At 68.9% G+C, this 25,426-nt stretch carries 22 protein-coding genes; 13 read left to right on the top strand and 9 right to left on the bottom strand.

All coding sequences use genetic code 11. The features are described 5' to 3' along the window. Positions 1–51: 51 nt before the first annotated feature. Positions 52–915, top strand: coding sequence for an alpha/beta fold hydrolase (locus GV790_RS10085; protein WP_130916211.1), 864 nt, complete (start codon positions 52–54; stop codon positions 913–915). Positions 916–1,059: 144 nt separating this feature from the next. On the opposite strand, the gene GV790_RS10080 is transcribed toward GV790_RS10085, so the two are convergent. Both GV790_RS10080 and GV790_RS10075 read right to left on the bottom strand, forming a co-directional pair. Continuing rightward, complete coding sequence (locus tag GV790_RS10080; RefSeq protein WP_163812877.1) at positions 1,060–1,887, bottom strand: mycofactocin-coupled SDR family oxidoreductase; 828 nt, start codon at positions 1,885–1,887, stop codon at positions 1,060–1,062. A 1-nt stretch (position 1,888) separates the two neighbouring features. Next, positions 1,889–2,686, bottom strand: coding sequence for a mycofactocin-coupled SDR family oxidoreductase (locus GV790_RS10075; RefSeq protein WP_163812875.1), 798 nt, complete (start codon positions 2,684–2,686; stop codon positions 1,889–1,891). Between the two features lie 190 nt (positions 2,687–2,876). Between GV790_RS10075 and GV790_RS10070 the strand changes: the two genes are divergently transcribed. The 3 genes from GV790_RS10070 to GV790_RS10060 all read left to right on the top strand — a co-directional run bounded on the left by GV790_RS10070 (position 2,877) and on the right by GV790_RS10060 (position 6,796). After that, a complete protein-coding gene (locus GV790_RS10070; RefSeq protein ID WP_163812872.1) occupies positions 2,877–3,926 on the top strand; it encodes a ferredoxin--NADP reductase in 1,050 nt (349 codons plus the stop codon). Between the two features lie 76 nt (positions 3,927–4,002). After that, a complete protein-coding gene (locus tag GV790_RS10065) occupies positions 4,003–5,415 on the top strand; it encodes an MDR family MFS transporter (protein ID WP_163812870.1) in 1,413 nt (470 codons plus the stop codon). 307 nt (positions 5,416–5,722) lie between these two features. After that, the gene (locus GV790_RS10060) at positions 5,723–6,796 is read left to right on the top strand and encodes a DoxX family protein (RefSeq protein ID WP_163812868.1); all 1,074 of its coding nucleotides are present in this window, start codon (positions 5,723–5,725) and stop codon (positions 6,794–6,796) included. A 93-nt stretch (positions 6,797–6,889) separates the two neighbouring features. On the opposite strand, the gene GV790_RS10055 is transcribed toward GV790_RS10060, so the two are convergent. Next, positions 6,890–7,636 carry a pirin family protein gene (locus GV790_RS10055; RefSeq protein WP_228806867.1) on the bottom strand — a complete coding sequence of 249 codons (747 nt, stop codon included), beginning with the start codon at positions 7,634–7,636 and terminating at the stop codon, positions 6,890–6,892. 179 nt (positions 7,637–7,815) lie between these two features. Between GV790_RS10055 and GV790_RS10050 the strand changes: the two genes are divergently transcribed. Both GV790_RS10050 and GV790_RS10045 read left to right on the top strand, forming a co-directional pair. After that, positions 7,816–8,313, top strand: a complete 498-nt coding sequence (locus tag GV790_RS10050; protein WP_163812865.1) for a DUF3558 family protein — start codon at positions 7,816–7,818, stop codon at positions 8,311–8,313. Positions 8,314–8,476: 163 nt separating this feature from the next. Continuing rightward, on the top strand, positions 8,477–9,697 hold the full coding sequence (locus tag GV790_RS10045) for a PucR family transcriptional regulator (RefSeq protein ID WP_163812863.1): 1,221 nt from the start codon (positions 8,477–8,479) through the stop codon (positions 9,695–9,697). A gap of 28 nt (positions 9,698–9,725) precedes the next feature. Here the strand turns inward: GV790_RS10045 and GV790_RS10040 are convergent, their stop codons facing one another. After that, positions 9,726–10,118 carry a hypothetical protein gene (locus GV790_RS10040; RefSeq protein ID WP_163812862.1) on the bottom strand — a complete coding sequence of 131 codons (393 nt, stop codon included), beginning with the start codon at positions 10,116–10,118 and terminating at the stop codon, positions 9,726–9,728. A 228-nt stretch (positions 10,119–10,346) separates the two neighbouring features. Here GV790_RS10040 and GV790_RS10035 point away from each other — a divergent pair, with 228 nt between their 5' ends. Then, the gene (locus GV790_RS10035; RefSeq protein ID WP_163812860.1) at positions 10,347–11,129 is read left to right on the top strand and encodes a M50 family metallopeptidase; all 783 of its coding nucleotides are present in this window, start codon (positions 10,347–10,349) and stop codon (positions 11,127–11,129) included. Here GV790_RS10035 and GV790_RS10030 read toward each other — a convergent pair whose 3' ends face one another. Next, on the bottom strand, positions 11,130–11,912 hold the full coding sequence (locus GV790_RS10030) for a siderophore-interacting protein (protein ID WP_163812858.1): 783 nt from the start codon (positions 11,910–11,912) through the stop codon (positions 11,130–11,132). A gap of 150 nt (positions 11,913–12,062) precedes the next feature. Between GV790_RS10030 and GV790_RS10025 the strand changes: the two genes are divergently transcribed. After that, positions 12,063–13,286, top strand: coding sequence for a phthiocerol/phthiodiolone dimycocerosyl transferase family protein (locus GV790_RS10025; protein ID WP_163812855.1), 1,224 nt, complete (start codon positions 12,063–12,065; stop codon positions 13,284–13,286). Here GV790_RS10025 and GV790_RS10020 read toward each other — a convergent pair. Both GV790_RS10020 and GV790_RS10015 read right to left on the bottom strand, forming a co-directional pair. Continuing rightward, the gene (locus GV790_RS10020; RefSeq protein ID WP_163812853.1) at positions 13,267–14,535 is read right to left on the bottom strand and encodes a metallophosphoesterase; all 1,269 of its coding nucleotides are present in this window, start codon (positions 14,533–14,535) and stop codon (positions 13,267–13,269) included. The genes GV790_RS10025 and GV790_RS10020 overlap by 20 nt on opposite strands. A gap of 82 nt (positions 14,536–14,617) precedes the next feature. Beyond that, positions 14,618–16,723, bottom strand: coding sequence for an AMP-binding protein (locus tag GV790_RS10015; protein ID WP_175585846.1), 2,106 nt, complete (start codon positions 16,721–16,723; stop codon positions 14,618–14,620). 313 nt (positions 16,724–17,036) lie between these two features. On the opposite strand from GV790_RS10015, the gene GV790_RS10010 reads away from it, so the two are divergent. The 4 genes from GV790_RS10010 (at position 17,037) to GV790_RS09995 (ending at position 20,941) form a co-directional block, all read left to right on the top strand. After that, positions 17,037–17,261 carry a hypothetical protein gene (locus GV790_RS10010; RefSeq protein WP_014350624.1) on the top strand — a complete coding sequence of 75 codons (225 nt, stop codon included), beginning with the start codon at positions 17,037–17,039 and terminating at the stop codon, positions 17,259–17,261. A 56-nt stretch (positions 17,262–17,317) separates the two neighbouring features. After that, positions 17,318–18,238: an LLM class F420-dependent oxidoreductase gene (locus tag GV790_RS10005; protein ID WP_163812851.1), complete on the top strand. Its 921-nt coding sequence runs from the start codon at positions 17,318–17,320 to the stop codon at positions 18,236–18,238. A gap of 54 nt (positions 18,239–18,292) precedes the next feature. Continuing rightward, positions 18,293–19,642, top strand: coding sequence for an MFS transporter (locus tag GV790_RS10000; RefSeq protein ID WP_163812849.1), 1,350 nt, complete (start codon positions 18,293–18,295; stop codon positions 19,640–19,642). Between the two features lie 234 nt (positions 19,643–19,876). After that, positions 19,877–20,941: a PQQ-dependent sugar dehydrogenase gene (locus tag GV790_RS09995; RefSeq protein WP_175585851.1), complete on the top strand. Its 1,065-nt coding sequence runs from the start codon at positions 19,877–19,879 to the stop codon at positions 20,939–20,941. A 46-nt stretch (positions 20,942–20,987) separates the two neighbouring features. Here GV790_RS09995 and GV790_RS09990 read toward each other — a convergent pair whose 3' ends face one another. Together GV790_RS09990 and GV790_RS09985 are read right to left on the bottom strand one after the other, a co-directional pair. After that, entirely contained in the window at positions 20,988–22,397 is a 1,410-nt protein-coding gene (locus GV790_RS09990) for a three-helix bundle dimerization domain-containing protein (RefSeq protein ID WP_175585845.1), read from the bottom strand. A gap of 128 nt (positions 22,398–22,525) precedes the next feature. Then, positions 22,526–24,082 carry a phytoene desaturase family protein gene (locus GV790_RS09985; protein WP_163812847.1) on the bottom strand — a complete coding sequence of 519 codons (1,557 nt, stop codon included), beginning with the start codon at positions 24,080–24,082 and terminating at the stop codon, positions 22,526–22,528. Positions 24,083–24,293: 211 nt separating this feature from the next. On the opposite strand from GV790_RS09985, the gene GV790_RS09980 reads away from it, so the two are divergent. Then, positions 24,294–25,424 carry a TerD family protein gene (locus GV790_RS09980; protein WP_163812846.1) on the top strand — a complete coding sequence of 377 codons (1,131 nt, stop codon included), beginning with the start codon at positions 24,294–24,296 and terminating at the stop codon, positions 25,422–25,424. Positions 25,425–25,426: the final 2 nt, after the last annotated feature.

Here is a 25,426-nt window from a genome sequence, read left to right as displayed (position 1 = left end):
CGGGCGGGCGAGTGGCAACGTGGGGGTGAACGACTGAGATGGAGGTTGGGTATGTCATCGGACCTGAGTTATGAGGGCACGCTGCGGGAGGTGCGGACCGAGGCGGGGGTGCTGCGGTACCACGAGGCCGGCGAGGGTGCGCCACTGTTGCTGCTGCACGGGTCCGGGCCGGGGGTTACCGGGTGGCGGAATTTTCGCGGGAACCTCGGGGTGTTCGCGGAGAACTTTCGCTGCCTGATTCTGGAGTTTCCCGGCTTCGGGGTGAGCGACGACTTCGGCGGGCATCCGATGGTGACGGCGCTGGAGGCGGTGGGGCGGTTCGTCGATGCGCTCGGGCTCGATCGAGTCGACATCATCGGCAATTCGATGGGTGGCGGGGTGGCGTTGAATTACGCGATCGCCCAGCCCGACAAGGTCGGCAAACTGGTCACCATCGGCGGCATCGGCAAGAACATCTTCAGCCCTGGGCCGGGTGAAGGGATCAAGCTGCTCCAGGAGTTCACCGAGAACCCGACGCGGGCTCGGCTGATCGAATGGCTGCATTCGATGGTGTACGACCCGGCACTGGTCACCGAGGAACTGATCGAGGAACGGTGGACCCAGGCCACCGATCCGGAAACCCTCGACAGTGCCCGCCGGATGTACAGCAAGGCCGCGTTCACGGCGATGGTGCGCGCGATGGAGGCCTCCGACGCTCCCCCGCCGTGGGCGATGCTGCACAAGGTCAAGGCACCGACACTGCTGACATGGGGGCGTGACGACCGGGTGAGCCCGCTGGATATGGCGTTGATTCCGATGCGCACGATTCCGCGCGCGGAGCTGCACGTGTTCCCGAATTGCGGGCATTGGGCGATGATCGAGCAGAAGGAAGCGTTCGAGTCGGCGGTACGGGCATTCCTGCTGCGTAAGGAGTGACCCCACGCGGGAGACAGTGATCTGACGCAGTTCGGCCCCACCGGGATGGTGGGGCCGAACTGCTCGATGCGCAGGACACTTTCCGAATCGGATCGCGGGAGGGAAAGGCTGAGGCTCCGCGCCCGGGGCCCCAGCGGCGAATCTCTATCGCTGCGTACTCCCCGCATCGACCGGCAAGGTGACAGCGGTGATGTAGCGCGCCTCATCGGAGGCGAGGAACAGCGAGGCGTTCGCGATGTCGATCGGCTCCACCCACGGAATCGACAGCATGTTCATCGACATGGCGGCCTCGGCGAATTCTTCGCGCGTCGGGTTCTCGCGGTCGGGCCGGAAGACCTTGCGCACCATATCGTTCTGGATCATCGGCGTGTCGACGTTGGTGGGGTGCACCGAGTTGACGCGGACCTGGTGGGGCGCCAATTCCTTGGCGAGCGAACGCATCAGCCCGACCACACCGTGTTTGGCGGCGGTGTAGTGGGCCACCCCCACCAGCCCGCGCAGGCCGGCGATGGAGCTGGTGAGGATCATCGAACCGCTACCGCGTTCGATGAGGTGCGGGGTGGCGGCCTTGCAGGTCTGCCAGACGCCGGTGAGGTTGACATCGAGCATCGTCTGCCAGGCCGCCTCGCTCAGCTCCAATGCCGGTGCGCTGGAGGTGATGCCCGCGGTGGCGCAGACGATGTCGAGGCCGCCGAGTTCGGCAACGGCGGCATCGGTGGCCGCACGCAGGGCCGCACCGTCGCGCACGTCGACCGTCGCCGTGATCACCCTCGCACCGGCCGCCTCGACCGCCCGCGCGGTCTCCGCGAGATCCTCCGGCGTGGCCGGCGGAATGATCACGGTGTCGACCGGCGCGCAGATATCCAGGGCGACGATATCGGCGCCTTCCTCGGCCAGCCGCACCGCCTGCGCGCGGCCGATCCCCCGTGCCGCACCGGTGACCAGCGCGACCTTGCCTGAAACCCGTCCCATATCACACCTTCTGAGTCAGTCCGGCATCCACGACGATCTGGGTTCCCGTGACGTAACGGGACTCGTCGGATGCGAGAAACACCACCGCATTGCTGACGTCGACCGGATCGACCCAGGGCACGGGCAGCAGATTGCGTTGCGCGAGCGCCTCGGCCGCGTCCGCCTCGGTCGGATTCGCCAGGTCCGGGCGCAACTTCGCGAACACGCTCGCGTTCAAAATCATCGGCGTGCCGACCGAACCCGGGTGCACGGTGTTGACCCGGATGCCCAGCGGCCCCATCTCGTTGGCGAGCGTGCGCGCGAGCCCGACCACGGCATGCTTGCTGGCCGAATAGTGCGCCGCGTTCGCACCGCCTTTGAGGCCGTTGGTGGAGCTGACAATGACGATCGAGGCGCCGTTCGGCAGATACGGCGCGCCGGCGCGCACGGTATGCCAGACACCGGTGAGATTGATATCGAGGGTGCGCTGCCAGGCGGCGTCGGTCAGTTCCCAGGACGGGCCGAGATCGGCGTAGATGCCGGCATTGGCGACGATCACGTCGAGGCGACCGAGCCGGTCCGCGCCGTCGGCGACGGCGGCGTCGAGGGAGGCCTGATCGCGCACATCGGCGAAGCCGGTGACGCATCGGCGTCCGAGCCCCTCCACGTCCTTCGCGGTGGCGGTGAGACCATCGGCCGAGCCGGCCAGATCCAGGGCGATGATGTCGGCGCCTTCTTCGGCCAGCCGCAGGCAGTGGGTTCGGCCCATCCCGCCCCCGGCGCCGGTGACCAACGCGACCTTGTCCTGCATGCGGTTCATGGGATGCTCCCGGGGAATCGACTGCTCACCGGCGTGACGGTAGGACGCGGCGGCGCGCCGCGCGGTGCGTCGTCCCGGTGAGCGGGCGGTCGAGGGCGGCCTCCCGGCCATCGGGATCGCGAACCCATCGGCCCGCCGGGATCGGCCAGCATGGCCTCGGCGCCCCGTTTCGTGACCGCAGGAGGAAGAAGTGACAACGGCGACTGTTGATCTACCGCGCAGCTCGCGCGCGGTGACGCTGCGGGTGACCGAGGTGATCGAGGAGACCGCCGACGCCCGTTCGCTGGTGTTCGAGATCCCGGACGAGGCCGCGGACCGTTTCCGCTACCGTCCGGGACAGTTCCTCACCTTACGCATTCCGAGCGAGCAGACCGGGTCGGTGGCGCGCTGCTATTCGCTGGCCAGCTCGCCCTACGCCGACGATGCGCCGAAGGTCACCGTCAAGCGCACGGCCGACGGCTATGGCTCGAACTGGTTGTGCGACAACATCTCCGTCGGCGATGCGATCGAGGTGCTGCCACCGTCGGGCACCTTCACCCCTGCCTCGCTCGATACCGATTTCCTGCTCTGGGCGGCGGGCAGCGGCATCACCCCGGTGATGTCGATCCTGCGCTCCGCGCTGGCCGAGGGTTCGGGCCGGGTGGTGCTGTATTACGCCAACCGTGACCAGGATTCGGTGATCTTCGCCGCCGAACTGCGCGAACTCGTGCAGCGCCACCCCGACCGGTTGACCGTGGTGCACCGGTTGGAAACGCTGCAGGGCCTGCCCACTCCCCCGCAACTGGCCGCCTTCGCCGAACCCTTCGGTGCGTACGAATCCTTCATCTGCGGTCCGGCGCCGTTCATGGCCGCGGTGAGCGAGGCGCTGACCGGCGCGGGCTGGCCGCGCGAGCGGGTGCGCACCGAGGTCTTCACCTCACTGTCGGGTGACCCGTTCGCCGAGATCGACGAGGTCGACGCCGACGAGGATTCGGCCGCCGTGGCGGTGGAACTCGACGGCGAGGTGCACCAGATGGACTGGCCGCGCTCGCGCACCCTGGTCGACATCATGCTGTCGAAGGGACTGGATGTGCCCTATTCCTGCCGCGAAGGCGAATGCGGGTCCTGCGCGTGCACGGTGGTCGAGGGCGAGGTCGACATGCCGCCGAGCGCGATCCTCGACCAGGACGACATCGACGCCGGCTACATCCTCGGTTGTCAGGCGCGACCGCGCAGCGACCAGCTGAAAATCCGATTCTGATGACGGCACGCGGAATATTCCCGGTTCGGCGGCGTTCGTTCGAGTTGTTTACTCGAACGAACGACAGGGGCCGCCGATGGTGACGGAGACAGCGGAATCGGCGGTAGGCCTGCGATCGGAACGCGGCGCCGTCCTCGGTTCACTGATGCTGGCCACCTCGCTGGTCGCGCTCGATTCGACGATCATCGCGACCGCCGTCCTCACCATCACCGCCAGCCTCGGCGGATTCGCGCAATTCCCGTGGCTGTTCTCGATCTACCTGCTGGCCCAGGCCGTGACCGTGCCGATCTACGGCAAACTCTCCGACATCGTCGGCCGCAAACCGGTGATCCTGTTCGGGATCGGCGTGTTCGCGCTCGGGTCGCTGCTGTGCGGCCTGGCCGGCAGCATGCTCGGCCTGATCATCTTCCGCGCGATCCAGGGCATCGGCGCCGGCGCCATCCAGCCGATGACGATGACCATCGCCGGCGACCTCTACAACCTCGCCGAACGCGCGAAGGTGCAGGGCTATCTGGCCAGCGTGTGGGCGATGTCGTCGGTGGCGGGACCGCTGCTGGGCGGGCTGTTCGCCGAATACATCGGCTGGCGGTGGATCTTCCTGATCAATATCCCGATCTCGGCGCTGGCGGGCTGGATGCTGCTGCGCAAGTTCACCGAGACCGCGCCGCGGCGGCGTCAGCGGGTCGATTATCTCGGCGCCACACTGCTCACCCTGGGCGCGGGCGCGTTGATCCTCGGGCTGCTCGAAGGCGGGCAGGCGTGGGCGTGGCAATCGCCGATCAGCATCGCGATCTTCGGCGGCGGTGTGGTGATCATCGGCCTGTTCATCTGGGTGCAGCGCCGGGCCGAACATCCGATCCTGCCGCTGTGGCTGTTCACCCGGCGGGTGGTTGTGGCCAGCAGTGCGGTGTCGCTGATGGTCGGCGCGCTGCTACTCGGGCTCACCTCCTACGTTCCCACCTTCGCCCAAGGTGTGCTCGGCACCGGGGCGCTGGTGGCCGGACTGACCGTCGGCGCGCTCACCCTCGGGTGGCCGCTGGCCGCCTCGCAGGCCGGGCGGGTGTATCTGCGGCTCGGCTTCCGCAATACCGCCCTCATCGGCAGCACACTGGCGGCCGTCGGCGCCGCATCGATGCTGCTGATCACCGCGCAGAGCCCGCTGTGGCAGGTCGCGGCCTCCTGTTTCGTCATCGGATCCGGTATGGGCCTGGTGGCCACACCCACGCTGATCGCCGCGCAGACCAGCGCCGAGTGGAGCGAACGTGGCGTGGTCACCTCGGCGAACATGTTCGCCCGCTCGCTCGGCAGCGCCGTCGGCGTCGCGGTGTTCGGCGCCGTCGTCAACGCGCGCATCGGCGATACCGACAGCCCCGCGCCGGACGCGCTCGCCTCGGCGGTGCATCTGGTGTTCATCGCGGTGCTGGTGACCACCGTGCTGACGGTGATCGCGTGCGCGATGATGCCGCGGCGGACCGCAGACAAATTGTGATGGGCCCGAACACCTTCCGCTGAGAGAGCCGGCTACGCACCAAGCGACCCGCGCCCGACCATCGCCGTCGAGGCAGGCGAGCCCGCTCGACTCGGGTGCTGGGCACCCGACTCTCCGCGCGCCCCGATTCACCTCGGTCATAGCGGGTATACGCGGTGGTACGGTCGGAAACACCTGGTGGGCGGGCCGACGATGATGTCGGCCGGACCCCTCACCGGTCCGCGACGACCCATTGCCGCGGCTTCGCCAGAGTTCGACCGCACGACCATCACGGACGATCGAGACTCCGAGGAAAGGGGTTCCCATCATGCTGATCCGCAGGCTCGCCCGACCATTGCTGGCGAGTGCTTTCGTCGTGGACGGCGTCGACACCCTCATGCATCCGGAGCCCCGGGTGAAAACGGCGTCGGCAGTGGTGCAGCAGGGTCATGAGAAGCTGCCGTCGGACGTGGCCCAGAAGCTGCCGAGCAACCCCGACCTGCTGGTCAAGGCGACGGCGGTGACGCAGGTCGCCGGTGGGGCGATGCTCGCGCTCGGCAAGGCTCCGCGGTTGGCCGCGCTGGCGCTGGCCGCCACCGTTGTCCCCGCGACGCTCAGCCAGCAGGACTTCTGGACCGAATCCGATCCCGAGCGCAGAGCCGCCAAACGCACCGCGTTCCTCAAGGACGTCAGCCTGCTGGGCGGGCTGATGATCGCCAGCGCCGACACCGAGGGCAAACCGTCGCTCGGCTGGCGCGGCCGGCGCGCGGCCAAGGGCGCCGCCGCGGCCGTGAGCGCCGCGTTGCCGTTCGGCGCGGCCTCCCAGGACGGCACCGGCGAGGCCCTGCGTCAGCAGCTCCAGCACGCGGCCGAACGCGGTCGCGAAGTCGCGGGCGTGGCGGCGACCAAGAGCGCGGCACTGGCCGAAACCGCCCAGCAGCGTGGCCCGGTCCTGGCCGAGGCCGCCAAGCACCGCGGCGCCGAACTCGCCGAAGCCGCCAGGCATCGCGGGGCCGCGTTGGCCGAGATCGCTCAGCAGCGCGGCGCGGTCCTCGCCGAAACCGCGCAGCAGCGCGGCCCGGTGCTGGCCGAGGCCGCCAAGCAGCGGGGCACCTACCTCGCCGAGACGGCCCAGCAACACGGACCCGAATGGGCCGAGCTGGCCAAATCACGCGGTGCCGAATTCGCCGACGTCGCCAAGCACCGCGGCGCGGAATTCGCCGATGTCGCCAAACACCGCGGTGCGGAGTGGGCCGACATCGCCCGGCACCGCGCCGCCGAACTGGCCGCCGCCGCCCGCGAGCAGGGCGCCCATCTCGCCGACAGCGGGGCCAAAGCGGCCGAATCGGCGCGGGATCAGATCGAACCGCCCAAGCGCAGGTTCTGGCGCACAGCTCGATAGTCGCGGCAGCCGCGTCGTCGCGGTGTCCCGATCGGTCTGGCCGACAGCGCGAGTCCGGTCGGGACATCATGGCGCGCGGCTGCCCCGCGCCGGTCAGGCGAATCCGGCGTGCATCTCCCAGATCAGCAACTCGGCCGCGTCGACGGCGGTGACCCGATGCCCGCCGGTCGCGGTGAGGCGCATGGCATCGCCCGGCGTGAGAGTCCCGTGGTCTTCGACATCGACGCTGCCCGAAGCGACGTACACATGCCCGAACGGTGCGTCCGGGACCGTGATCGAATGGCCGGGATCCAGGCGGGCGACGTGCAGGGCGGCGTACCGGTTCCCGAGGGTGATCGCGGTCCGGTCGCGGTCGCGGCGCATCCCGGAGGCGAGGGTGACCAGTGAGTTCCCGGCGAGTTCGGCCTCGATATCCATCTCCTGGTAGCCCGGCGTCGCACCGGGCGTATCCGGCGGCACCCACATCTGGACCACCCGCAACGGGGTGCGCTGCGGCCAGACGGCGCCGTTGCGCTCGGAGTGCCTGATCCCGGTCCCCGCGCTCATCCGCTGCGCCAGCCCGGGATAGATCAGACCGGAGTTGCCGAGGGAATCCTGGTGCACCACCGATCCCTCGAGTACCCAGGTGATGATCTCCATGTCGCGATGCTCGTGGGTGTCGAAACCCGCACCTGGGTCGACCCTGTCGTCGTTGTGGACGAGCAGGATCCCGTGTGCGTTGGCTTCGAGGTCGAAGTTGCCGGTGGCCGGGAACGACTGCTTGGAGTCGAGCCATTCGTTCCACCAATGGGCCCGCTCGCCCGAGCGCACCACGCGTACATCCGGCATCGGCGTCGTCATCGCAACTCCTCACCTCGCTCCACTGGTATCAATTTCAACTACCTCGGCAATATTCCGCCGGCAGCTGTCACCGCCGGGTAGACGCTTCTTTGTTGCGGGGTCGAGCTCGCGCCGCGCTGCTCTGTGAACCGGCACAACGGACGTGTGCGCGGCACCTCGATCTCGCTAGCATCCGCGCCATGATTCGACTGGCGGCGGTAGTGATCAGCGCGGGCATCCTGGTGACGGGATGTGGTTCGGACGAGGCCGAGACGCCGGCGGCGCCGTCGTGGGATCCGTGCACGGTCTCCGATCAGCTGATCACCGAGGCCGGGTTCGCCGCCGCGTCCAAACGCAAGGATGTCGCGGCGGATACCGGCGACGCCTGGACCGGCTGCGGATGGAGCAGCGCCGACGCCGCCGTGCGCATCCAGTTCGCCGACGACACCGAACTCGCGCAACTGCGCGAGGAGCCGGGCATCGCCGACGTCACCGACACCACCGTCGCCAACCGGCCCGCACTGCGCTTCCACCACTACGGCGACGGCCAGGACACCAACTGCTCGCTCGCGCTCGGCACCGCCGCCGGCGGGGTGGTGCGGATCCGGGTGGACCGCAGCGCCGATCCCGCGGGCGAGTCGAGCTGCACCAGGGTCGAGCGCATCACCGCGGTCCTCGCGCCCGGCCTACCCGGCTGAGCGCCTTCGGCGTCACCAGGAAGAATTCAGCTGTGACCGCTCACAAACAATGTCGTTCACAGACCCGCGCCCGCCCAATCCACTCGGAAAACTCCCCGGTTGCGGTCACGGGCTGGCTAGCGTGTTACCGCACAGTCGCAATCGGGGGGTAGAAGGAGTCACCATGGCCGTCGACAGCGCGATGCGAGCAGCACTCACGGTTTCCGGGCAGCCGATGTCGGCGCCCCTGCAGGACGTTCGCAGCCTATCGCGGCAGATGGTCGGCCATTTCGTGGAGAACGTGGTGCCGTGTGGCACCCTGCCGGGCGACGCCATCTACGGCGACGTCACCACGATCACCCGGGTCTGTCTCGAACTGGCCGTGAGCATGCTCGACGGACGAGATATCCCGGAGAAGACCCGGCGCCTGGAGAACGCCGCGGCCGGCTGGGCGCGTGAGGGCGTCCCGATCGACACCATCCACCACGCCATCCACGAGGGTTTCAAGCTCGGGTTCGACCTGGTGGTGTCGAACGCCTCGGTCACCGACTACTCCAACCTGGTCGACGGCGCCAAGCTGGTGGTGGAGATGCTGGACCGGATGACCTCGGCGATCTCGCTGGCCTATGTGCGGGAATTGCGCGCGGTCGTCAGCGAGCACCACACCGCGGTGCACACGCTCACCTCCGCGCTGCTGGGCGGGCACAGCACCTCGACCATGGCGCGCGAATGCGGGATCGAGATCGCCGAGTCCTACACAGTGCTGGCCATGGCGATACCGGCCCACCCCGACGAGGCGGACCCGACCCTGGACGGCAAGGTGGTGGCCCGGCGCAAGCTGCGCCGCGTGCAGGCGGAGCTGGCCACGCGCTGCGGGGAACGGGCGCTGTCGCTGTTGAGCGTGGACGGCGGCACCATCCTGATCCCGAGCTCGACCTTCGCCGATGACGAACTCGACGAGCTCGTCACCCAGCTGTCGCGCGCCGCCCAGGTACCGATCACCGCCGCGGTGGTGGAATCGCCGACCGCGAATATCCCCGGTGCCGCCGACCAGGCGCACGAACTGCTGGACATGGTGCAGCGGCTGCGCTGCGTGCGCGGGCTGTACCGCTTCGACGATATGGCGCTGGAGTATCAGCTCACCAGACCCGGGCCGGGCCGGGAGTATCTCGGCTCGCTGCTCGACCCGCTCGACGACCACCCGGAACTGCTGGAGACGTTGCAGCGCCACATCTCCAACAACCTGAACCGCCAGCGCACCGCACGGGTCATGCACATCCACACCAACACCATCGACTACCGGCTCAAGCGGATCGCACAGCTCACCGGCTTCGACCCGACCCAGCCCTCCGGTCTGTGGTACCTGCGTTCGGCCCTGGTGGCGCGCACCTACCGTTCGTCCTGATATCCGTCGAACACCGCATGCGCCCGGCTCAGAGAGAACCGGGCGCCGAGCGCAGCTGCGCCACGTAGGCGCGCGAGACGGCCGAGGTCAACGTATCGAGCAGGTCGACGATGAGGCATTCATCGCTGCCGCCCATCCCGAACCCGAGCCGCCGACGGCCCGGATCGCCGAGACCGAGCCCGGTCTTGACGCTGTCGTGGATCACGTGCTGGATCGCCTCCAGCGGCACCTGCTCCCTGGCGCAGCGCGCGGCGGCCCGTTCCAGCCTGGCCATCACCCGCCGCGACGATGGATCCGAGTCGTCGAGCAATACCAACGCCATATCGAGACCGAGTCCGAGCGCGGTACCGAAATCGCTTGCCGCGCGCCGCGCTACCGGGGAGTCCCGCGCCGCCGTGTCGTACGGGACGTCCTCGCTCATCGCATTCCCTCCACCGAATCACCATCGACACCGTCGAACGTATCCCGGTCTATCCGCCGATCCGGCCACATCCCTCGTACTTCGGCAATCCGCCGAATCGACGCGCCACGGAATTGTGAAACGTCCCATTCACACATATCTCGCTTCGTGGTGGCGACAGTGCGGCAACCATCGCTGCCCGGTCGCGGGCGTGCTGCGGGCTCCGGTCGCGTCGATTAGGGTGCGGCGGTGGATACAGCCGAATTGGTCGACCGTGGCAGCTCGATCGCGGATCGACTGACGACGACGCAGGCGGCGCCGCCGTCGTGGTTGGTGCTCGGCGCCGCCGCGGTGGCGCTGGTCCTGGTGGGATACGGGCCGCTGTGGCGGCTGACGCGCAACGTGGTGACGATCGCCCACGAGGGCGGGCACGCGCTGGTGGCGCTGCTGACCGGACGCAGGCTCACCAGCATCACCCTGCACTCGGATACCTCGGGGCTCACCGTCTCGAGCGGCAAGCCCTACGGCCTCGGCATGATCTGCACCGCGCTGGCGGGATATCCGGCTCCGGCATTGCTCGGTCTCGGCTTCGCCGCCCTGCTCGGCGCGAATCGGATCACGCTCATGTTGTGGATCGCGATCGCCGCGCTGGCCGCGATGCTGATCATGGTGCGCAACGTCTACGGCGTCGTGTCGGTATTCCTCACCGGCGCACTGGTTTTCGGCGTGTCCTGGTTCGGCTCGGACACCTTGCAGGCCGGGTTCGCCTATCTCGCGACCTGGTTGCTGCTGCTCGCAGGCATCCGGCCCGTCATCGAATTGCAGCGCACCCGGTCCGGGCGGCGGTCGGCCGAGCTCACCACCGACGCCGACCAGCTCGCGCGCCTGACCCGACTGCCAGGGCTGCTGTGGGTGCTGGTGTTCGCGGCGATCAGCCTCGGCGCGCTCGCGCTCGGGGCGGGATTGCTGCTGTCGGCCACCGCGGGCATCTGCCTGCCGGTGCCGTCGGGAGGCGCCTGCCCCGCCGGTTGATCAGGCGTTGTCCCCCGCTTCGGCGGCGGCGAGTTCGCGCTTCCAGACCCGGAAGCTCTCTTCGGTGCGACCGCGCCGCCAATAGCCGGAGATCGAGGCGAACTCGGCGGGCACCCCGCGTTCCTTGCGGATGTAGCGGCGCAGATTGTGCATCACCGCCTGCGCCTCGCCGTGAATGAACACACCGGCCCGGCCCGGCAGCCACTCGGCGTCACGGACCGCTGCGATGATCGGGGCGTTATCGCCTGCCCGGTCCTCACCGACCTCGTGGGCCGCGCCACCGCGGTGGATCCAGTGCACCTCGAGCTGGGCCTTGGAAACGAAGGCGATCTCGTCGGCGGCGTCGGCGACCTCCACGAAAACCTTGGCGGTCGCGCCGTCGGGCAATGCCTCCACGGCCGCCGAGATGGCGGGCAGCGCCGATTCGTCACCGGCGAGCAGGTGCCAGTCCGCATCGGCGCGCGGAGCATACGCGCCACTCGGACCGAACATCGTGATCTGTTCGCCCACAGTCACATTCGCCGCCCACGGGCCCGCGATGCCCTCGTCGCCGTGCACCACGAAATCGATCGCGATGCGGCGGGCGATCGGGTCCACCGAGCGCACGGTGTAGGTGCGCGCCACTTCGCCGTCGGGGCGGTCGAAGAGCAGTTTGACGTAGGCATCGGTGAATTCGATCGGGGTGAAATCATCGAAGCCGGGATCGCCGAGATGGACCCGGACGAAATGCGGGCCGATCTGCTCGGTCCCGACCACGGTCAAGGTCGTGCGCTTCCTGGCCATCCAGCCTCCCTCGACGAGTTAGGTTTACCTAACCGAACGATACACGAGCCGTCGATCGACCCCGATGTGACTGTATCGCGGCCGTGAAATTCCCGGCGACCACAGGGTTTTGGGATAGTCTCACAGCAGGTCACCGGGGAAGGCGTTGATATGACCGCAGCCACTGTTTTGCGTCCGTTGGCGCCGAGTGAGCAAATTTTCGCATTCGCGGAGGTTTTCGTCGGATATTCGGCGCGGGTGCGCGGCCGGCTGGATCCGGGTGCGCTCGCGGTGGCCTTCGAGGCGGTGCTGCGGGCGCATCCGATGCTCGGAGCGCGGCTGGCGCCGGTCGACGAGCTCGGTCACGTCCTGCTCGCCCCGGACGGCGACGCTCCCGAGCTCACGGTGGCCGACGGGGTGCCCGAGCAGTTGCTGACCGGCGCGGATCCGGATCAGCGGCGGGCAGCGGGCGCATTGTGCGTGGTGCGCGACGGCGAGCACGCGAGCGTCACGCTGCTGACCCATCACAGCATCGCCGACGCCGTGCATTCGCTGGCGATCTTCGCCGAGCTGTGGCGCTGTTACCGGGAGGCGGCCGCCGGGCGCACGCCGGTGCTGCCGGAACGGCCGTATCCGGCGTCGGTGGAAGGCCTGCTGACCGCGCGCGGGATCGTCAAACGTGCCGTACCGGACGCATTGCTGCGTCCGCCCGCGCTGTCGGTCCCGACCTCGGCGGCCGACGACCCCTACCCCACGCTGATCACCACCCGATGCCGGCTCAGCCGCACCGCCACCGCGGCGCTCGTCGACCTGGGCCACCGCACCGGGGTCACCGTGCACGGGCTGGTGTCGGCGGCGCTGCTGCTCACCGAAGCCGCGACCCGCGGCGTGCCGGTCGAGCAGCTACATTACGCGTATTCGGTCGATCTCCGGCGCCGGCTGAATCCCCCGGTGGGTGCCACCGAGGCGACCAACGTGCTCGGCTACACCTCCTACCGGGCGGGCCCCGGCACCGCACCCGGTCTGGTGGGGTTGGCCCGTGGCATCGGCGCCGCCTTGCGCGCGGGACTGGATTCGGGGTTCATCCAGCAGACGCCGTTGCAGATCCCCGAGATGCCCCCGACTCCACAGGGCACGGTGATCGCCACCAACTGGGGCCGCATTCCACCCCTGGCCACCCCGGACGGGCTGCGCATCACCGATTTTCGTTCCACCATGATCGCCAAACGCGACCGCACCGGGCGACGATTACCACAGCCGGGTGGCGGCACCATCATCATCAGCACCTTCGATGATCAGCTGAGCGTCGAGGTCCATCACCCGCCGTCGTTCCGCGAAGAGCAGTTGCCGCGCCTGGCGCGGATCGGCGCGCTGCTCAACGAGGCGACGGGTTGACCCGGTCCCGCACGGTGCGTAATTCGAGCACGGTGATGTCCGACGGCGCCGCCACCCGCACCGGCGGACCCCACGCGCCCGCGCCGCGGGTGACGTAGAGCTGGGTGTCGCCGTACCGTTCGAGACCGGCCAGCGTCGGATTGGCCAGATCGGCGATCAGGTTGCCGGGAAAGAGCTGGCCACCGTGGGTGTGGCCGGATAGTTGCAGGTCGACGCCGTGGTCGACGGCGTCGTGGATGACGACCGGCTGGTGGGCCAGCAGCACGCACGCGCGCGTGGCATCCCGGCCCGCCAGCGCCGCCGCCACATCGGGACCGCGACCCTCGGCCTCGCCTTCGACGTCGTCGACGCCGGCCAGGTCGAACCCCGGCAGCTCGACGCGACTGTTCATCAGCACCCGCATGCCCAGCTCCTGCACATGCTCGACCCATTCGTCGGCGCCGGAGTAGTACTCGTGGTTGCCGGTGACGTAGTAGGTACCGAGGCGCGAGCGCAGCTCGGCCAGCGGCGCGACCGTCGCGCGCAGGTCGGCGACCCTGCCGTCGACGAGGTCACCCGCGACGGCGATCAGATCCGGGTCGGTGCCGTTGACGGCCTCGACCACCCGCCGGGTGAACGAGCGGCCGAGCGCAGGGCCCACATGCAGATCGCTGACCAGGGTGATCCGGAATCCGTCGGCGTCGGCGGGCAGTTTCGGCAGCAGGACCGTCATCCGTTTCACGGCCGGTCCGCTGAGCACGTTGTAGGTGCCGAGCCCGACGGTGCCGACCGCCGCGGCCACCACCGCGCCACCGAGGACGCGGGAGACGAACAACCGCCGGGAGAGGGGATCAGCCGCATCCGTTCCGCTCTCGACGGCGGCCTGCGGGACCGCGGATTCCGCGGGCGCCGGCCCGGCCGCGCCCGCCGGCTCCCCGCCGTCGCCGCGTACCCCGTCGTACCAGCGCATCACCAGCGGCCGCAGCAGTTCCCCGATCAGCACACCGATCAGCAGATAGATCACCAGCGCGGCCCACAGGAAGCCGGGCCAGGACACGATTCGCACGACACTCATTGGGGCGCGGGCGAATTGCGCGACCAGCGCCGCCACCATCAACACCGCCCCGATGACGATGACGCCGGTGCCGAGCCACCAGCCCACCGATCCCGGCCGGGTGGTATCGCGGACCAGACGCCGCCACAGATACCAGTGCAGCGCACCGAGCACCGTCAGCGCGAGCAGACCCATGAGAACCGAGACGACGATCACTGGCGCCTTTCCAACATGCCGGGCATTCGCGTAGAAGAACCTACGCGATGGCGCCGCATGCTCGAAGGGGCACCTACCGCGCTTACATCGAACCCGGCAGCGCCAGCCCACCGATCGCAGGCGGGCGTCCGGGGCCACCGGCATCGGTCAGCAGGCGCTTGAGGATTTTGCCGGTCTCACCGCGCGGGAGCGCACTCAGGAAGGTGACGTCGCGTGGCACCGAGAATCGGCTGAGCCGGTGCCGGATGTAGGTGCGGATCATGTCCGGATCCAGGCCTGCGCCTTCGCGTTTGACCACGAAGGCCGCGAGCCGCTGGCCGAATTCGTCGTCGGGGACGCCGACCACGGCGACCTCGCTGATCTGCGGCAGGTGCGACAGCGCCTCTTCCACCGGACGGGGGAAGACGTTCTCGCCGCCGGAGATGATCATCTCGTCGTCGCGGCCCGCGATGAACAACCGACCGGAGACATCGAAATAGCCGAGGTCACCGGTGTCGAGCATGCCGTCGGCCTCATCGGGCGGTGCGGCGTTGACGTAGCCGTCGAAGAGCATGTGGTTGCCGACGAAGATGCGCCCGGCGGCACCGATCGGCACCGGTTTGCGATCCTCGCCGAGCACCGCCACCTTGGTACCGAGCGGCGGCCTGCCCGCGGTGGTCGGTGAGGTGCGCAAATCCTCCGGTGTGGCCACCGACGCCCAGCTCACCTCGGTGGATCCGTAGACGTTGTAGAGGATGTCGCCGTAGAGATCCATGAATCGCAGCACGGTGGCCCCTGCCAGTGGCGCACCGCAGCTGACCACGTGACGCAGGCTCGAGGTGTCGTATCGCGCGCGCACCTGCACCGGAAGATCCATGATGCGTTTGACCATCGTCGGCACCACGATCAGGGTGACGACGCGATGTTGTTCGATCCGGCGCAGACAGTCCTCGGCGTCGAACTTCTCCGGCAGCACCACCGTGGAACGCAGCGCGGTGCTCAATTGCAGACCGGCCAGACCCCAGGTGTGGAACAGCGGCGCGGGGATGAGCATGGCCTCGTCCATACCCAGCGGGATCCGCGACAGCAACGCGGCGATGGTGCCGAAGCCTTTCGGATGTGGGCGGCGCGCGCCCTTGGGGCGGCCGCTGGTGCCGGAGGTGAGCACGATCAGCCTGCCCGGTTGGCTCGGGCGACGGAACTCGTACTGCCCCATGGCGATCAGTTCGTCGATGGTGGTGCGATCGGGCACCGGCGGCCTGCCGTCGGTGTTGTAGCGCGGGACGTCGGTGTGCAGGTAGCGGACCAGTTCTTCGAGTTCACCGTCGACGAACAGCGCCGAGAGCCGATGCCGCTGCACGATCTCTTCGATGCGCCGCCCGGACAGTCCCGAATTGAGCAGGGCCACATCGACGCCGAGCTTGCCCGCGGCGACCATGGTTTCCACCATGCCCGCGTGGTTGTTCGACAGCAGCCCGATGGCGTCGCCGGAGGTGAGTCCGAGCGATCCCATGGCGCCGGCCAGGGCATTGGTGCGTGCGTGCATCTCGGCGAAGGTGCGGCTGCCGCGATCGTCGGCCACCGCGATGCGGTCGGGCGAATGGACCGCACCCGCGGCGTAGCCGCCGGCCAGGTTGAAGCCCCACTTGCTCAGCGACCGAAGCTGTTTCATGGCCACGTCCGGGCGTCCGGTGTTCACCACTCCGGTGGTCATGACCTGGCGCAGCACGCCGACCTGACGCCGGACCGGCGAGTTCTCCCCGTTGACGACCACCGAGGTGCGCGCGCCGCGCACGATGTCTTCGATGCGACGCAGCCCGGCCTCGGTCCACGCGGTGATCGCACCGTTGGACAGCTTCGCCAGCTGCGGATGCATCCGTCCAGGGCTGAAGTAGGTGACCGAGACGCGGGTGCGCTCCCCCTCCCCGCTCAGCCGGACCGAGGCGAAACTGCCCTGCATCGGGCTGTGCAGCTCCATGCTCTCGTACCAGCGGCCGATCGCCACGCGGATCTGGTGGATGCGAATGCCGGTGTCGGGGGTGCCGACTCGCAGTTCCAACAGCGGGTTGCGGTCGGGCACGTCCAGGCGTTCGGCGGCGCCGATGCCCGCGAACACTCGTGGATAGGTTTGCGCGTCGAGCAGCAGATCCCATACGGCTGCCCGGCTTGCCGCCAATTCAGCGACCACATCGATGACGTCGGTAACCAACTGCGTACATCTTCTCGTCGGCCCGCAACGAACAACTCGGGTCGGCGGGTAGCTACTGTGTAACGTCAGTCACAATACAGCGGGGTTGTGGTTCCCACCACTACCTTTCGGCGCCACCGCAGCCGCCGGCGAGGGCCCCCGAAACCTGTTGCCCGAAGTTCACCACGGCTTTTGGGCCGATCCCGGATCGCGCGCTTGGCCGTTCCCCCAAAGCCGCCCGACCAGCCCTATGACAACTCCCAACCGAATCCGGTGTGACGCCAGCCACATTTTCGGCACACTGGACGTGCCGACCATCGACAAAGGAGAAGCGATGACGAAACCCGATCGCCGCGTGGCGATCACCCACACCGAGGAGATCCTCAACTACTTCGGCAAATGCGGCGCCTGTGGCTATCCCGCACGTGCCGCCACCACCAAGCACATTTTCGACAACGGCGACGAAGAGACCTGGGTGACGGCCACCTGTTCGCTGCCCTGCGGCTGGGCCGATCGGGTCCGGCCCACCACGATGACCGCCGGTCAACGCCGCGGCTGAGCACCCGGCGCGGTGCCGGCCGCGCCCGCCGCCCGCCGGTGCGGCACGATGACGATATGGAACTGCGTATCTTCACCGAGCCACAACAGGGCGCCGATTACGACACGCTACTGAGGGTCGCCAAGGCCGCCGAAGATCTCGGCTACGGGGCGTTCTTCCGATCCGATCACTATCTCGCGATGGGTGATGCCAGCGGTTTGCCCGGGCCGACCGACGCCTGGATCACCCTCGCCGGGCTGGCCAGGGAGACCGAGCGCATCCGCCTCGGCACCCTGGTCACCGCCGCGACGTTCCGTTTGCCCGGACCGCTGGCCATTCAGGTCGCACAGGTGGACCAGATGTCGGGTGGCCGGGTCGAGTTCGGGCTCGGTACCGGCTGGTTCGCCGAAGAGCATGCCGCGTATGGCATTCCGTTCCCCGACGACAAGTTCGCCCGGTTCGAGGAGCAGCTCGCCGTCATCACCGGTCTCTGGGAAACCAAGCTCGGTGACACCTTCAGCTTCGAGGGCGCGCACTACCAGCTCACCGATTCCCCCGCGCTGCCCAAACCCGCGCAGGACAGGGTGCCGGTGCTGATCGGCGGCAAGGGCGCGCGGCGGACGCCGCGCCTGGCGGCCCGCTATGCCTCCGAGTTCAATGTGCCGTTCTCCTCGCTCGAGGAGACCGCCACCCAATTCGAGCGGGTGCGCGCCGCGGTCGCCGAGCGCTGCCGCCCCGCCGACGACATGGTCTATTCCAGCGCGCTGGTAGCGTGCGTCGGCAGCAGCGACGCCGAGGTCGCGCGCCGGGCCGACGCGATCGGCCGCGAGGTCGACGAACTGAAGGCCAATGGTCTGGCGGGCTCCCCCGCCGAGGTGGCCGACAAGATCGGCCGCTACGCCGAGATCGGCGCCGAACGGATCTACCTGCAGATTCTCGACCTCGCCGATCTGGACCACCTCGAGCTCATCGCCCAGCAGGTGGGAACCCAGCTCTGAGTGCCGCCCGGCTCCTCATGGAACGCGGCTGCGCCGCAGGCTGAACGGATAGTAGTGACCGCAAGACCCTCCGGCTCGACCGTCGCGCCGACTCACCGCAAGGTCGCCGCGGCGACCCTTGTGGGCACCACCCTCGAGTGGTACGACTTCATGCTCTACGGCACCGCGTCGGCGCTCATCTTCGGCAAGCAGTTCTTTCCGTCGATGAGCCCGGCGGCCGGCACCCTGGCCGCGTTCACCACGTTCGCGGTCGGTTTCGGTGCGCGTCCACTCGGCGGGCTGCTGTTCGGGCACTTCGGTGACCGCATCGGCAGGCGCGCCACGCTGGTGGTCTCGCTGATCCTGATGGGTGTGAGCTCGACGCTGATCGGCGTGCTGCCCAACTACGACAGCATCGGCTTCTGGGCGCCGGTGCTGCTGGTGGTGCTGCGGCTGATCCAGGGCGTCGGCCTCGGCGGCGAGGGCGCGGGGGCGGTGGTGTTCTCGATGGAGCACGCTCCCGGTGGGCGGCTCAATCGCTACGCGAGCTTCCCGCAGATGGGGACGCCGGCCGGGCTGGTGCTGGCCAACGCGGTGTTCCTCGGTACCAGCGCGCTGATGCCGGAGGATGCGTTCCTGTCCTGGGGCTGGCGGATTCCGTTCCTGCTGAGTGCGACGCTGGTGGTGGTCGGGCTCGCGGTGCGGCTCACCATCACCGAATCGGCGCAGTACGCGGCTCTGGTGCGGCGCGGGGAGATCGCGCCGTTCCCGCTGCGCGAGGCGCTGCGGGTGGGTCCGGTGCGGCTGCTGCTGATCCTCGGCGCGGCGATCGCGACGTCGGCGGTGGTCTACATCTTCATGGTCTTCACGCTCACCTATGGCACGAAGTCGCTCGGTTTCAGCAGGGATTTCCTGCTGTCCGGGGTGATCGTGTCCTCGGTGCTGTGGTGTCTGACCATGCCGCTGTGGGGTGCGCTGGCCGACCGGGTGGGCACCGCGCGGGTGTTCCTCGCGGGGACGGCGGCGCTGGTGGTCTGGTCGGCGGTGTATTTCCCGCTGCTGAACACCGGCAATGCCGGGGTGGCGTACGTGGCGCTGCTCGGCATGGGCCTGGCGCTGCCGGTCAGCCACAGCGTGGGCGGCATCATCGTGGCCGAGCTGTTCCCGCCCGGTGTCCGCTACTCCGGCACCTCGCTGATCGTCCAGGTGTCGGTGATCCTCGGTGGCGGGCTGGCTCCGATGATCGCCACCGCGCTGTGGACCGCCGGGTCCTCGTCGCTGGCGGTCAGCGTCTACGCCGTCGGGATCTGTGCGCTGAGCCTGATCTGCACGTACGTGCTGTTCTGGATGGTGCCGGGGATGCGGGTCGACCGGGTCGGCGCGGCGGGCGAGGTCGTCGAGGATCGGCAGGCCGTGCACAGCTGACGCCGGATCGGCGAGTCACCGGCCGGACCTGGACGACGGCTCGGCGGCCCGGGTGTTCACCGGTGACCGATCGCCGACCCCGTCGGTAGTCGACCGGGAGCGCGGCGACGGGCACGATCGAAAGGGACCGCTACCGACCCGGAGGTCAGCATGCGCGTACATCAGACCGGACTCATCCCGCCAGTGCGGTCGTGCCGCACCACGGCGACCCGTGGGGCGGCGGCTCTGCTGCTGATGTGCGGCCTGGCGTCATGCGGTGATAACGAGTACGCCGACCGGCCTGGCACCCCACCACCGCCGCTCGCGTCCACGACCGACGTCAGCCGACCGGCGGGCGCTCCGGATCTGGCCGCGGGCGAAGAGGTGGTGCGCGGGATACGGACGCCGTGGGGGCTGGATTTCCTGCCCGACGGCGCCGCCCTGGTCTCCGAGCGCGACACCGGACGGATCCTGCGCGTCGTGCCGGGGCGGCCCGCCGAGCAGGTCTATCAGGTGCCGGGGGTGGTCGCGGGCGGTGAGGGCGGGCTGCTCGGGATCGCGGTGTCGCCGCGATACACCGAGGATCGTTACGTGTACGCCTATTTCACCGCCGAGACGGACAACCGCATCGTCCGGTTCCGGCTCGGGGAGGCGCCGCAGGTCGTGTTCGATGGAATCGCCAAGGCGGGCAACCACAATGGCGGCCGGATCGCGTTCGGGCCGGACGGCATGCTGTATGTGGGCACCGGTGATGCGGGCAGGCGCGCCGCATCGCAGGATCCCGGCAGCCCCAACGGGAAGATCCTGCGCCTCACCCCGGACGGCACCCCGGCACCCGGCAATCCGCGCCCCGGCTCCCCCGTGTACTCGCTCGGCCACCGCAATGTGCAGGGCCTGGCATGGGATTCGACAGGCCGGTTGTTCGCCGCCGAGTTCGGCCAGAACGACGTCGACGAGATCAACCTGATCGAACCCGGTCGCAACTACGGCTGGCCCGAGGTCGAAGGCGCCGGCGGCGCGGGCCGCGGATTCACCGATCCGCTGGTGACCTGGTCCACCACCGACGCCTCACCGTCCGGAATCGCCATCACCGCGAACACGCTGTACGCGGCCGCCTTACGGGGCGAGCGCCTGTGGACCGTTCCGGTGACCGCCACCGGAACCGGCGCACCGGCCGATCATTTCCGCGACGGTTACGGCCGCCTGCGCACCGTGGTGGTCGCGCCCGACGGTGCGCTGTGGCTCACCACCTCCAACACCGACGGCCGCGGCGATATCCGCACCGGCGACGACCGGATCGTGCGGTTCCCGGCGCGCTGACCGCGCCGGGTTCCGCGAGAAACGTGGCGAGACAAACACCTGCCGATCAGTTGTAGGAGTTCGCTACACCGTTGAGCAGGTTCTCGAGCGTTTCGTAGGCCGGAATGTCGACCACGTCGATGAGGTCGCGTGCGACCGGCACATCGTTGGCCTCGGCCACCGCGGTGAACTTCGCGGTATCGCCGGTGCGGAAACCGTGTTCGGCGGCCAGTGCCTGCAATTGCGGGTCGGTGGACAGCAGCTGCCCGACCCGGTCGCCGTCGTCGTTCAGCGGCACCAGCGCGTGCCGGGACAGCACCGTCGGCGACGGGTACAGCAGCACCATCTCCGGCGTGATCCGCTTGTCGACGGCGGCCGCCACATACTGCGCCTCATACGCCCACACCATCGGCGCGGGCCCCATGCCCGCGGCGAGGTACTCGCCGAACGGGCCCTCGGAGGAGTTCTCGGTGTAGCCCTGGGCCAGGAACAGCCGCGAAAGCAGCGGCAGCACATGCGCTTCGGCCGCACCGCCGCGCACCACCGCATCGCCGTTGGCGACATAACTGGCGACGGCCAGGTACATGGCGGCGGAGTTGGAGCTGCGCGGATCAGTGGTGGAGACCAGCACGTTCTTGCGCACCGGGTAGGTGGTGTTGCCCTCGATCTGATCCCATTGCACGCCGCGGGCGACCATGTCCAGGTAGGCCGACATGTCGAAGGTCGGCACCGGGCCGGGCTTCACCACACCCGCGCGGGTGAGCAGGTCGACGATGGGCCGGAAGGTCGCGATCACCATCGGAGACGAGAACGGCGTGTACTGGCGGCTCGCGCCCGTTTCACGCTGAATACGTTCCGCCGCAGGAAGGCTCGATGGAAAGGCGAAATCCAGATTATCGAGTTCCACCGAGGTCGCGATCTGCCGGGAACCGGCGGGCCGCACATTCACGTCGATGCCGTGCTGAGCGAGCGCGTCCACCACCCGCGGGTCGTCGAAGAACGCCATTTTCTCCGAACCGACCACGCCTTCCACCACCGTCAGCGGCGCGGCGGCCGCGGTGGCCGGAGCAGGATCGGAATCGCGGACCGCGGCGACCGCCACCGCCGCGACGACCAGCACGCCGACGACACCGAGGACCGGCACCAGCCGCCCACGCGAGAACAGCGCGGCACGCAAGGTTTCCGGCAGATGACGAGAATCGGAATTCGAATCGACAATTTCGTTATCGGATTTCTCCGGCGCGGTTTCGATTCGCGTGACGACCTTTTCCACGACCGGTTCGGGATCGAGTTCGCGGCGTACGATCCGCTCCACCAGAATGGGCACGAAATCCCTGATCGGTAGTCCGTCGAATCGTTGGTGCGCATTCTGCACCGCACTGCCGACCTGCTCGGGCGTGGCCTCTGGCAAGCTGTCGACCAGGCGATTCTCCAAGTCCCGTATCGCTTTTTCCTCACGGACGGTATCGAGCTCCACCTGTTCTCCTCGGCGCCGGATCAACGGAACGGACGGCATCGGCGCCGCCACGGGCGCCAACCCTACCGCTATATTCGCAGACTCGACACTCGGGCCGAAATAATAGGAGGAAACCTCTTCCCACCGAATTATCTTCCGCCGCTGGTGGCTTCCAGCACCGCCATCGCCGCATTGTGACCGGGGATACCGCTGACTCCCCCACCGCGCTGCGCGCCTGCCCCGCAGAGCAGGACGTTGCGGTGTGCCGTGGCCACACCCCACCGGGCGGCCGGATAGTCGTGCTGGACGCCGTCGGCCAGGTACGGGAAGGCGAGGTCGCGGTGGAAGATGTGGCCGCGGGGAAGGCCGACCTCGGCCTCGAGGTCCAGGGGCGATTTCGCTTCCAGGCACGGTTTCCCGTCGGCGTCGGTGGCCAGGCAGTCCCGGATCGGTTCGGCGAAGACCTCGTCCAGCTGGGCGAGGGTGGCGGCCACCAGGTCGTCCTTGGCGGTCGGATCGTCGTCGAACAGTCGTGCGGGCGCATGCACACCGAACAGCGTGAGGGTGTGCAGGCCCGCGGCGCCGGACCCGAGAATGCTGGGGTCGGTGAGGGTGTGGCAGTAGATCTCGGCGGGCGGGGCCGCCGGGATGCGGCCCGCGGCGGCTTCGGTGTAGGCGTGCTCGAGCTGCGAATACGACTCGGCCACATGGAATGTCCCGGCGAATGCGTCGCGCGGATCGACGGCCGTATCGCGCAGCCGCGGCAGGGAGCGCAGCACCATGTTCACCTTCAGTTGCGCGCCTTCGGGTGGCGGCTCGGCCGGCTCGGCCAGCAACCGGGCCAGCTCGGCGGGAGCCGCGTTCACCAGCACATGCCGGGCACCGACCGCGCCCCCGTCCCACCGGATCTCGGCACGGTTGCCGTCCGTGTCGATGGCCGTCACTCGGCAGTCCGTGCGTAGCTGTGCACCCGCGGATCGGGCGGCGGTGGCCAATGCCGTGGTGAGCGCACCCATTCCGCCGATCGGGACGTCCCAATCGCCGGTGCCGCCGCCGATCACGTGGTAGAGGAAGCAGCGGTTCTGGAGCAGGCTCGAATCGTGGGCGTGGGTGAAGGTGCCGATCAGCGCGTCGGTGAAGACGACACCGCGCACGGTGTCGTCGGCGAACCACGCCTCGATCGTTTCACCGAGCGGGCGCTCGAAAATCGCTTCCCACGTGCGGGGGTCATCGACCGCGCGTTGCAGTTCCGCCCTGGTGGGCAGCGGGCGGGTCAGGGTCGGGAAGACCCGCCGCGCGAGGGTGCCGGTCATCGCGTAGAACCGCTGCCACGCCTCGAATTCCCGGTCCGAACCGGTCAGGCGGGCGAAACTGTCCCTGGTGCGTGCCTGCGAGCCGGTGTCGACCAGCAGTCCGGAATCGCCGACCGGCGTATAGGAGGAGATCCGGCGTCGCCTGGTCTCGAATCGCAGGCCCAGATCGGTGACGATCTGGCGGGGCAGCAGGCTCACCAGATACGAGTACCGCGACAACCGCACATCGACGCCGGGGAAGACGCGCGCCGACACCGCCGCCCCGCCCACCTGAGCGCCCTGTTCGAGCAGCAGCACCGAACGGCCCGCTCGGGCCAGATAAGCGGCGGCGACCAGTCCGTTGTGGCCGCCGCCGACGATGACCACGTCATAGTCGGAGCGCGTCGATGTCATGGGTCACTCGATAGCACGGATAGGGCGGCGCGGGAAGCGTCACCGCACCGCGCGCCGGTTCCGGCGTTCGCGCCGAATCGGCCCCGCCGGAAAGTCCGGCACCTACAGTGGGACCGTCGGACCGCACCGGTCCGATCGGCACACGGTGCAGCGACGCACGGAATGCGTTGGCGCACTGCCTGTATACCGGCACTCGACGAAGGGGATACGCGTGACAGAAGGGCTCCGACAGCACCAGCTCGTGCCGATAGCCGCGGAGAGCCTGGTGATCACCGCGCGGTCGGCGCTGCCGGCGCATCTCGCGGCGATTCTGCTCGGGCCCGATGGCGCCATCCATGACGAGACCGATTTCGTGTTCGGCACCCAGTCCGAGGCACGGGGTCTGCGGCTGGCGGGTCCCGGCATGGCGCCGGCACCGACGCTGCACGTCGAGCTGTCGTCCATCCCGCACGCGGCGACCACCGTTCGGGTCGTGCTGGCATTGGACAATCCGCACCGCACCTTCGCCGAGGCGGACGCACCCGCGGTCACGGTCGCCGACAGCCTGGGTGGCGAGCTGTATCGCAACGACTTCGACGGATTGGGCGCGGTCTCGGCGGTGGTGACGATCGACATCGAACGCAGCGGCGCGGGCTGGGGCATCACCGCCGTCGGACGCGGTCATGCCGGCGGATTCGCCGCGGTGCTGGCCGAGAGCCACGTCCAGGTGGGTTCCCGTCCCGGTACCCGTGAGCAGGTCGACGCCACTGTGCTGTCCGAGGACCGCCCGCTCGGTCTCCTGCCGGGCCAGGTCGTGCGCCTGCGCACCGGCACCGGGCCCACCCTCGATATGGTGCGGCTCGGCCTCGGCTGGGATCCCGTACCCGGCCACACCCTGGCCGGAGGTGCCGCCACCCCCGCCGACCTCGACGCCGCCGCGCTGATGTTCGACCGCGACCATCACCTGCTCGACGCCGTCTACTTCGCCCAGCTCAGCTCCAACGACGGCGCGGTGCGTCATCTCGGCGACAGCATGACCGGGGAAGGCGGCGGCGAGAACGAGGTCATCACCGTCGACCTGTCCCGGATCCACCCGCAGGTGGCGACCGTGATCCTGGTGGTCACCAGCTACCACGGCCACAGCTTCGACAGCATCCGCAACGCCTTCTGCCGCCTGGTCGACGCGGGCACCGGCACCGAACTGGCCCATCTGGACCTGCACGGCGGCGGCCCGCACACCGGCATGGTGATGGCCAAGCTGTACCTGGCGGCCACCGGCTGGAAGATGCAGGCCATCGGCGAACCCGTCTACGCCACCCACCCGGGCGAGGCCGTCCACCAGCTCACCCATCACCTCGCCTGAGT

The sequence above is a fragment of the Nocardia cyriacigeorgica genome (assembly GCF_010858045.1).
Taxonomy (GTDB): domain Bacteria; phylum Actinomycetota; class Actinomycetes; order Mycobacteriales; family Mycobacteriaceae; genus Nocardia; species Nocardia cyriacigeorgica_E.
The sequence above is the reverse complement of the archived record's forward strand: the minus strand, read 5'-3'. Positions and strand labels throughout refer to the sequence as shown.

Excerpts from the sequence above, each read along its gene's own strand:
- GV790_RS10085 (WP_130916211.1), top strand. The coding sequence starts at position 52 with ATGTCATCGGACCTGAGTTATGAGGGCACGCTGCGGGAGGTGCGGACC.
- GV790_RS10080 (WP_163812877.1), bottom strand. The coding sequence starts at position 1,887 with ATGGGACGGGTTTCAGGCAAGGTCGCGCTGGTCACCGGTGCGGCACGG.
- GV790_RS10075 (WP_163812875.1), bottom strand. The coding sequence starts at position 2,686 with ATGAACCGCATGCAGGACAAGGTCGCGTTGGTCACCGGCGCCGGGGGC.
- GV790_RS10065 (WP_163812870.1), top strand. The coding sequence starts at position 4,003 with ATGGTGACGGAGACAGCGGAATCGGCGGTAGGCCTGCGATCGGAACGC.
- GV790_RS10060 (WP_163812868.1), top strand. The coding sequence starts at position 5,723 with ATGCTGATCCGCAGGCTCGCCCGACCATTGCTGGCGAGTGCTTTCGTC.
- GV790_RS10055 (WP_228806867.1), bottom strand. The coding sequence starts at position 7,636 with ATGACGACGCCGATGCCGGATGTACGCGTGGTGCGCTCGGGCGAGCGG.
- GV790_RS10050 (WP_163812865.1), top strand. The coding sequence starts at position 7,816 with ATGATTCGACTGGCGGCGGTAGTGATCAGCGCGGGCATCCTGGTGACG.
- GV790_RS10045 (WP_163812863.1), top strand. The coding sequence starts at position 8,477 with ATGGCCGTCGACAGCGCGATGCGAGCAGCACTCACGGTTTCCGGGCAG.
- GV790_RS10040 (WP_163812862.1), bottom strand. The coding sequence starts at position 10,118 with ATGAGCGAGGACGTCCCGTACGACACGGCGGCGCGGGACTCCCCGGTA.
- GV790_RS10030 (WP_163812858.1), bottom strand. The coding sequence starts at position 11,912 with ATGGCCAGGAAGCGCACGACCTTGACCGTGGTCGGGACCGAGCAGATC.
- GV790_RS10025 (WP_163812855.1), top strand. The coding sequence starts at position 12,063 with ATGACCGCAGCCACTGTTTTGCGTCCGTTGGCGCCGAGTGAGCAAATT.
- GV790_RS10010 (WP_014350624.1), top strand. The coding sequence starts at position 17,037 with ATGACGAAACCCGATCGCCGCGTGGCGATCACCCACACCGAGGAGATC.
- GV790_RS10005 (WP_163812851.1), top strand. The coding sequence starts at position 17,318 with ATGGAACTGCGTATCTTCACCGAGCCACAACAGGGCGCCGATTACGAC.
- GV790_RS09995 (WP_175585851.1), top strand. The coding sequence starts at position 19,877 with ATGTGCGGCCTGGCGTCATGCGGTGATAACGAGTACGCCGACCGGCCT.
- GV790_RS09985 (WP_163812847.1), bottom strand. The coding sequence starts at position 24,082 with ATGACATCGACGCGCTCCGACTATGACGTGGTCATCGTCGGCGGCGGC.